Origin of the sequence: Neisseria sp. HMSC068C04 (assembly GCF_001810105.1) — a bacterium.
Lineage (GTDB): Bacteria > Pseudomonadota > Gammaproteobacteria > Burkholderiales > Neisseriaceae > Neisseria > Neisseria flavescens_B.
Window position 1 is genome coordinate 1 of record NZ_KV799983.1, and the last position, 1307, is coordinate 1307.

The 1307-nt window shown below is 36.6% G+C and carries 3 protein-coding genes and 1 pseudogene; all 4 read left to right on the forward strand.

Annotation, left to right across the window (positions count from 1 at the left end; translation table 11 throughout):
• Positions 1-194, forward strand: a 194-nt coding sequence (locus HMPREF2700_RS08925; RefSeq protein WP_070591629.1) for a major capsid protein, incomplete at its 5' end; no start/stop codon positions are given.
• Between the two features lie 67 nt (positions 195-261).
• On the forward strand, positions 262-540 hold the full coding sequence (locus tag HMPREF2700_RS08930; RefSeq protein ID WP_070591630.1) for a hypothetical protein: 279 nt from the start codon (positions 262-264) through the stop codon (positions 538-540).
• 121 nt (positions 541-661) lie between these two features.
• A complete protein-coding gene (locus HMPREF2700_RS08935) occupies positions 662-967 on the forward strand; it encodes a hypothetical protein (RefSeq protein ID WP_070591631.1) in 306 nt (101 codons plus the stop codon).
• Positions 960-1307 (forward strand): annotated as a pseudogene (locus tag HMPREF2700_RS08940) (hypothetical protein); the annotation flags it as partial. The gene HMPREF2700_RS08935 and the pseudogene HMPREF2700_RS08940, both read left to right, overlap by 8 nt.

The following is a 1307-nucleotide window of genomic DNA, read 5'->3' on the forward strand; positions in this document are numbered from 1 at the left end:
AATACGGCGCAAAACTGGCCGTTGTTGCCGCTGCCCCTCTGGCTTTTGCTACTCAAGCATTGGCCGAAGTACCTGAAAGCGTGAAAACTGACCTGGCTACTGCAAAAACTGATGCATTGTCCGTTGCGGCTATCGTACTGGGTATTATCGCTTCAATCTTCGCTATTCAGCTGATCCGCCGCGTATTGCGTTAATTTGAAGCATATTTCAGACGACCCCTTAAAGGTCGTCTGAATATTAATTGATATGAGAATCTAAATAATGGGCTACCAAGTCGGAAATAATTGTTACGCAACCCGTCAGGATGCCGAAAACGTCTATTTCAGTTTAGTGCCTCCAAAAATTGGCGATGACGGAAAGCTTTATCAGCTTAATTTTACAAAGTTTGGCTGGAAATATGGGGAACAGATTTTAAAAGCTGAATTGCCTGAGTGTAACCCGATAGACAGCATGAAGGACGGATCCTATATAGGCTGGTCAGTAGTTGCCATCATGGTAGCGGTTTGGGGTATTAGGTTAATATGGCAGAAATTAAGGTAAAACCATGATGGACTTTTATTTTTATCTTGGTGTGTTCGTTCCGGTCGTGGTGGGCTGGATGATTTTTAAATGACGTGGCTATATAATCTAACTTTCAGCAACCATTACGAAAGTTAGTATTATGTTTATTAGAATTTTTAATCTTGTTTTTGTTCTTCTCTATTTATTGCATTTTTTAAATATTATTTTTATTCCTAATGAAATTAGATATTTCATGATGGCATCTTATCTAGTTATAAATTTATTAGGTTTCATTCAAAATAAATTTAAATCTAATAATAAATTATCTGATAATGATGATTTTTATTTAATGAATACAAATCCAAAAAAACCGAGTCCATCAGATCCTGATATGGTTAAGTTCATGGCTGATTTAAATAGATCTATAGAAGAGAAGAAGGAAATAGAAAAAGTACGAAATGAATAAATTAATTTTGTTTTTCTTCTTTTTTTTGGGAAGTTCTTATTTATTTGCCGGTGATATTAATATTAAAGGTAAATCTGTTACTTATAACGGTCAGCATACAGCACACTGGGATAAGCAGCCTTGGAATAGGTCTGTTTCTGATAATTTATATCGTAAATTTCAAACGGAAGCTATGAAGGCTCGTTATGAAGGGTATTTGGCAAAACAAACTGTAAATGCAACGGTTGAAGCAACAGTTGCCCGAAAAGCCGTCCTATCAGGCGCATTTGGCCTGGTAAAAGCAGGTGCAAAACTTGGATTAAAGGCTGAGACCTTTGCAAAATCCCCCAAAATCCCCCAA